Raw genomic sequence first — 6,121 nt, 5'->3', positions numbered from 1 at the left:
GGCGTTCATGTTCTACCTGCCGCGCATCTGCGAGCACTGCCTGAACCCCTCCTGTGTCGCATCCTGCCCCTCCGGCGCGATGTACAAGCGCGACGAGGACGGGATCGTCCTGGTCGACCAGGACCGTTGCCGCGGTTGGCGCTTCTGCGTCTCCGGCTGCCCCTACAAGAAGGTCTACTTCAACCACCGCACCGGCAAGGCCGAGAAGTGCACGCTGTGCGCGCCGCGCATCGAGGTCGGCCAGCCCACGGTCTGCTCGGAGACGTGCGTGGGGCGGCTGCGCTACCTGGGCCTCCTCCTCTATGACGCCGACAAGGTGCTCGAGGCGGCCACCGCCCAGGACCCCAAGGACCTCTACGAGGCCCAGCTCGACGTGTTCCTCGACCCGTTCGACCCCGAGGTGCAGGCGGCCGCCGCCCGGGACGGCATCCACGACGACTGGATCCGCGCCGCGATGCGTTCCCCCACCTATGCGCTGGCGGTGCGGCACCGGGTGGCCCTCCCGCTGCACCCGGAATACCGCACGATGCCGATGGTCTGGTACATCCCGCCGCTGTCACCGGTGGCCGACATCGTGCACGCCCAGGGCTATGACGACGCCGACCCGGACCAGGTGTTCGCGACCATCGAGTCGTTGCGGATCCCGGTGGAGTACCTCGCCAACCTGTTCACCGCCGGCGACACCGTTCCGGTCCGGCGGGTGCTGCGCACCCTCGCCGCGGTGCGGGCGCTGATGCGCGGCCGGCAGCTGGGGCTGGAGCCGAAGGACAGCCTCGCCGAGGCGGTCGGCCACACCAACCGGGACCTCGAGGACCTCTACCGCCTGCTCGCGATCGCCAAGTATGACGAGCGCTACGTCATCCCGATGGCGCACGCCGAGGACGCCGGTCGCCTCATGGCCCAGCACGAGCAGATGTTCTGCAGCCTCGACACCCCCGGTGGTCCCGGAATGGGCGGCGGTGCCCCCGGCTCGGTGGAGAGCTTCCACCCCGGATCCGCTGCCGGCAGCGGCGTCCACTCCGCGCGGGGGTCGGGATCCACCTTCCGCGACGGCCAGGGTCAGGAGCGTTTCAACCTGTTCGGCTGGGACGGGTCGGCCCCCGCGCCGCACCTGTTCCCCGGTGAGGGCGGGGCAGCGACGTGAGGAGCACCACGGGAGTCGGCCCGTTCAAGCTCGCCTCGGTGCTGCTGCAGTATCCGACGGCCCCGTTGTTCGAGGGCCTGGACCAGTTGGACGCCGAGGTCGCGGCGATCACCCCCCGCAGCAGCCGGCAGGGCTTCGAGCGGTTCCTGGTCTGGCTGCGGGCCACCCCGCCCACGGCCGTGGCCCAGCACTACGTCGAGACGTTCGACCTGCGGCGCCGCTGTGCGCTCTACCTGACCTACTACCGCTACGGGGACACCCGCAAGCGCGGCATGGCGATGCTCGGCTTCAAGACCGCCTACCGGGCGGCCGACTTCCGCCCGACCGACGACGAGCTGCCGGACTACCTGCCGCTCGTGCTGGAGTTCGCGTCGCTGCACCCGCGCGGGCTGTCGCTGCTGCGCGCCGAGCGCCGCGACCTGGAGCTGCTGCGCCGCGCCCTGCACCAGGCGGAGACGCCCTACGCGCACCTGGTCGACGGCCTGTGCGCGCAGCTGCCCCGGCTGCGCCGGGAGGACCTGGCCGTCGTCGGCCGGCACTGGGAGGCCGGTCCCCCGAAGGAGGACGTCGGTCTCGAGCCGTTCGCGCCCCCGGAGTACCTCGGACAGGAGGTGCGGCCATGAGCCACGCGTGGGCCTACTTCTGGTGGGTCATCCTGCCCTACATCGCCATGGCCATCTTCGTGCTCGGCCACATCTGGCGGTGGCGCTACGACCAGTACGGCTGGACCAGCCGGTCCACCGAGCTGCAGGAGAAGCGGGTGCTCAAGTGGGGCGCGCCGCTGTTCCACTACGGCACGTTCGCCGCGATCTCCGGCCACGTCATCGGCATCCTCGTGCCCAAGTCGGCGGTGGAGGCGATCGGCGTCAACGAGCACGCCTACCACCTGTTCTCGGCGAGTGCCGGGCTGCTCGCGGCCGTCCTCGTCATCGGCGGCGTCATCGCCCTGGCGCTGCGCCGACTGCTCATCCCCCGCGTCCGGGCGACCACCACACCGGTGGACTGGATCGCGCTCATCCTGCTGGGGATCATGGTCGGGCTCGGCATCGCGACGACGGCCATCAACGCCCCGGAGGGCTACGACTACCGCGACACCATCTCGGTGTGGTTCCGCAGCCTGTTCACCGGGGTGGTCGACGTCGGCGTCCCCGAGAGCGCCCCGATCATCTTCCAGATCCACGCGATCGCCGCCTGGGTGCTGTTCCTGCTGTGGCCGTTCACGCGGTTGGTGCACGCGTGGAGCTACCCGCTGTGGTACCTCTGGCGCCCCTACGTGCTCTACCGGTCGCGGGTGGCGCGCAACGTCAACGAGCCCGGCACCAGCGGCCGTCGCTGGCGTCGCATCGGCGTCCGCTTCTGACCCACCCCACCCGCCCGGCGTGCGCTCGTTGCTGGTGGAGCGCGAACCGGGGTTCCCCGATCACCAGCAACAACAGCAGGACCCGGCCCGCGCCCGACCAGCGGGCGGGCGAAGAAGGAGACGAGATGACCACCACCGGCACGTCGCACAACAGCTTCGGCGCCCGCGGAACGCTGGGCGTCGGCGACCAGTCCTACGAGGTCCATCGCCTCGACAAGGTGGCCGGCTCCGAGCGCCTGCCCTTCAGCCTCAAGGTGCTGCTCGAGAACCTGCTGCGCTGCGAGGACGGCCACACCGTCACTGCGGACCAGGTCGAGGCGCTCGGCAACTGGGACCCCGCCGCAGAGCACGGGTCGGAGATCCAGTTCACCCCCGCCCGCGTGCTCATGCAGGACTTCACCGGGGTGCCCTGCGTCGTCGACCTCGTCGCGATGCGGGACGCCATGGCAGCGCTCGGCGGTGATCCCCAGAAGATCAACCCGCTGGTGCCGGCGGAGCTGGTGATCGACCACTCGGTGATCGCCGACGTCTTCGGCCGCACCGACGCGTTCCGGCGCAACGCCGACCTGGAGTTCCAGCGCAACGGCGAGCGCTACCAGCTGCTCCGGTGGGCCCAGCAGGCCTTCGACGACTTCCTCGTGGTCCCCCCGGACACGGGCATCTGCCACCAGGTCAACCTGGAGTACCTGGCCCGCACGATCTTCACACGTGGCGGTGAGAACGGCGCGGTCGCCTACCCGGACACGCTCGTCGGCACCGACTCGCACACCCCGATGGTCAACGGGCTCGGCGTGCTCGGCTGGGGCGTGGGTGGCATCGAGGCCGAGGCCGCCATGCTCGGCCAGCCGATCAGCATGCTGATCCCGCCGGTGCTCGGGTTCAAGCTCACGGGCGAGCTGCCGGACGGGTCGACTGCCACCGACCTGGTGCTCACCGTCGCCGAGCTGCTCCGGCAGACCGGGGTGGTCGGCAAGTTCGTGGAGTTCTTCGGCCCCGGTGTGGCCAACGTCCCGCTGGCGAACCGCGCGACCCTCGGCAACATGAGTCCCGAGTACGGCTCGACCTGCGCGATCTTCCCGATCGACCAGGTGACGCTGGACTACCTGCGGCTGACCGGCCGGTCGGAGGACCAGGTGCGCCTCGTCGAGGCCTATGCCAAGGAGCAGGGCCTCTGGCACGACCCGGCCGCGGAGCCGGTCTACTCACGCACCATCGAGCTGGACCTGGCCACCGTCGAGCCGTCGATCGCCGGCCCCAAGCGACCGCAGGACCGGATCCCCCTGACGGAGGCCCCCCACGACGTCCGGTCGCTGCTCGCCGAGCAGGTCACCGGCGCCGCGGCCTCCAGCGGACCGGGACTCGACGAGGCCTCCGAGGAGTCGTTCCCGGCCAGCGACTCCATCGCCGTCGACACCGACCGGCCCGAGGACAAGCCGGTCGCGCCCTGCACCTGCGGTCAGGACCACGCGTGGCCCTCACAGCCGGTGTCGGTCACGTTCGAGGACGGCAGCACCGCGACCATCGACCACGGGTCGGTGGTCATCGCGGCGATCACCTCCTGCACCAACACCTCCAACCCCTCCGTGATGCTCGGCGCCGGCCTCCTGGCGAAGAAGGCGGTCGAGCGCGGCCTGACCCGCAAGCCGTGGGTCAAGACCTCCCTCGCCCCCGGCTCGCGCGTGGTGACCGACTACTTCGAGGCCACCGGGCTGACGCCCTTCCTCAACCAGCTCGGCTTCGACCTCGTCGGCTACGGGTGCACCACCTGCATCGGCAACTCCGGGCCGCTCATCCCCGAGGTCGCCGACGCCGTCGCCGAGCACGACCTCAACGTGAGCTCGGTCCTGTCCGGGAACCGCAACTTCGAGGGACGGATCCATCCCCAGACGAAGATGAACTTCCTCGCCTCGCCTCCGCTCGTCGTCGCCTACGCCCTCGCGGGCAGCATGCACGTGGACCTCACCCGCGACCCACTCGGGACGGACCGGGACGGCAACCCCGTTCACCTGCGCGACCTCTGGCCGTCCGCGCAGGAGGTCGACGAGCTGGTCAGCAGCTCGCTGCAGGCGTCGATGTTCACCGAGGGGTATGCCGACCTGCTGGCTGGCGACGAGAACTGGAACGGGATGGACGTCCCCACCGGTGACATGTTCACGTGGCAGGAGGACTCGACCTACGTCCGCTCCCCGTCGTTCTTCACGGGGATGACGCGGGAACCGGAACCGCTGCGCGACATCAGCGGCGCCCGGGTCCTGGCTGTGCTCGGCGACTCGGTCACCACCGACCACATCTCTCCGGCGGGAGCCATCAAGAAGGACTCACCGGCCGGTCGCTACCTGCTGGACCACGGCGTCCAGCCACGGGACTTCAACTCCTACGGCTCGCGGCGCGGCAACCACGAGGTGATGATCCGTGGCACCTTCGCCAACATCCGGCTGCGCAACCAGCTCGTGCCCGGTGTGGAGGGCGGCTTCACCCGGCACCTGCCGGACGGGGAACAGCTGACCATCTTCGACGCGGCGCAGGCCTACGCCTCGGAGGGCGTGCCGTTGCTGGTGATCGCCGGGGCCGACTACGGTTCCGGGTCCTCCCGCGACTGGGCGGCCAAGGGGACCCTGTTGCTCGGCGTGCGCGCGGTCCTGGCCACGTCCTTCGAGCGGATCCACCGCTCGAATCTCATCGGGATGGGCGTGCTGCCGCTGCAGTTCCTCCCGGGCGAGACGCGGGAGAGCCTGGGCCTGACCGGTGAGGAGACCTACACGGTCAGCGGGTTGGCGGGAGCGGACACGCCGCCGGACCAAGTGACGGTGCGTGTGGACGGAGGCTCCGGCACACGGGAGTTCACGGCGAAGGTGCGGATCGACACCCCGGCGGAGGCGGCGTACTACCGGCACGGCGGGATCCTGCAGTACGTGCTGCGCCAGATGCTCGCCGCCTGACCGTACTGGGCACGGCCGACCCGCCACGTCGAACACCCCGCGGTGCAAGCCGACCTCACGCTGGAATGCACTGCACGGTGCGGACAGGGGAAGGTTTCCCTGCCCGATCTCGTTGAACCTGATACGAGTCGGGCCGCACGGAGTTCCGGACGGTTTCCCTTCGCCGCCTGCTGGACACCCCGGCAACGGCAGGTCGCCCCTCACGCCGGGCGGAAGTCAGGAGACCTCATGAGCGCTCTCAATGCCGCTGTCCGCACCAATGACACCGACCTGCGTGACCCGATGACCGGGAGGATCCTGCCGCTCGCCGCAACGTGGCCCCTCGGCAGGGACGACCGGTGCGACGCGCTCGGATCGGTCGCGGACGCCCGCGGCCAGCTACGTGCCGGTACGTGTGGAGCCGAAGCATTGGTACGTGCCTGGATTCCTGGGGTCAGCCGGCCGTTGCTGTTCTGCGGACACCACTTCCGTGTCCACGAGCCAGCGCTGGCGCAGATCGGCGCATACGTGCACGACGAGCGCAACCGGCTCACTCCCGTCCGCGACCTCCCCGCACCTGGCCCGGAATCCCGCCCCGCCGGAGTCGGGTGGAGGCTCCAGGAGCAGTGACCACTTGAGTGTCACGGTCTCTCGCGAGGTTCGATGCGGTCGGAATGCGAGGTGAGGGCCCTTCTCGAC

At 70.2% G+C, this 6,121-nt stretch carries 5 protein-coding genes; all 5 read left to right on the top strand.

What is annotated here, in order from left to right; genetic code table 11:
• Positions 1–1,144 (top strand): 4Fe-4S dicluster domain-containing protein (locus tag VFL99_RS09320; RefSeq protein WP_325106071.1); only part of this gene is annotated, 1,144 nt, incomplete at its 5' end.
• Positions 1,141–1,767, top strand: coding sequence for a nitrate reductase molybdenum cofactor assembly chaperone (gene narJ / locus VFL99_RS09315; RefSeq protein ID WP_325106070.1), 627 nt, complete (start codon positions 1,141–1,143; stop codon positions 1,765–1,767). The genes VFL99_RS09320 and narJ, both read left to right, overlap by 4 nt.
• Positions 1,764–2,504: a respiratory nitrate reductase subunit gamma gene (narI, locus tag VFL99_RS09310; RefSeq protein WP_325106069.1), complete on the top strand. Its 741-nt coding sequence runs from the start codon at positions 1,764–1,766 to the stop codon at positions 2,502–2,504. The genes narJ and narI overlap by 4 nt, the downstream gene beginning before the upstream one ends.
• Before the next feature lie 125 nt (positions 2,505–2,629).
• Positions 2,630–5,443 carry an aconitate hydratase gene (acnA, locus tag VFL99_RS09305; protein ID WP_325106068.1) on the top strand — a complete coding sequence of 938 codons (2,814 nt, stop codon included), beginning with the start codon at positions 2,630–2,632 and terminating at the stop codon, positions 5,441–5,443.
• Positions 5,444–5,671: 228 nt separating this feature from the next.
• Positions 5,672–6,052 (top strand): DUF7455 domain-containing protein, encoded by a 381-nt coding sequence (locus VFL99_RS18400; RefSeq protein ID WP_422663478.1) that lies wholly within the window; start codon positions 5,672–5,674, stop codon positions 6,050–6,052.
• Positions 6,053–6,121 lie beyond the last annotated feature (69 nt).

This window comes from Segeticoccus sp., assembly GCF_035708005.1.
This window is presented reverse-complemented; position numbering and strand designations above follow the sequence as displayed.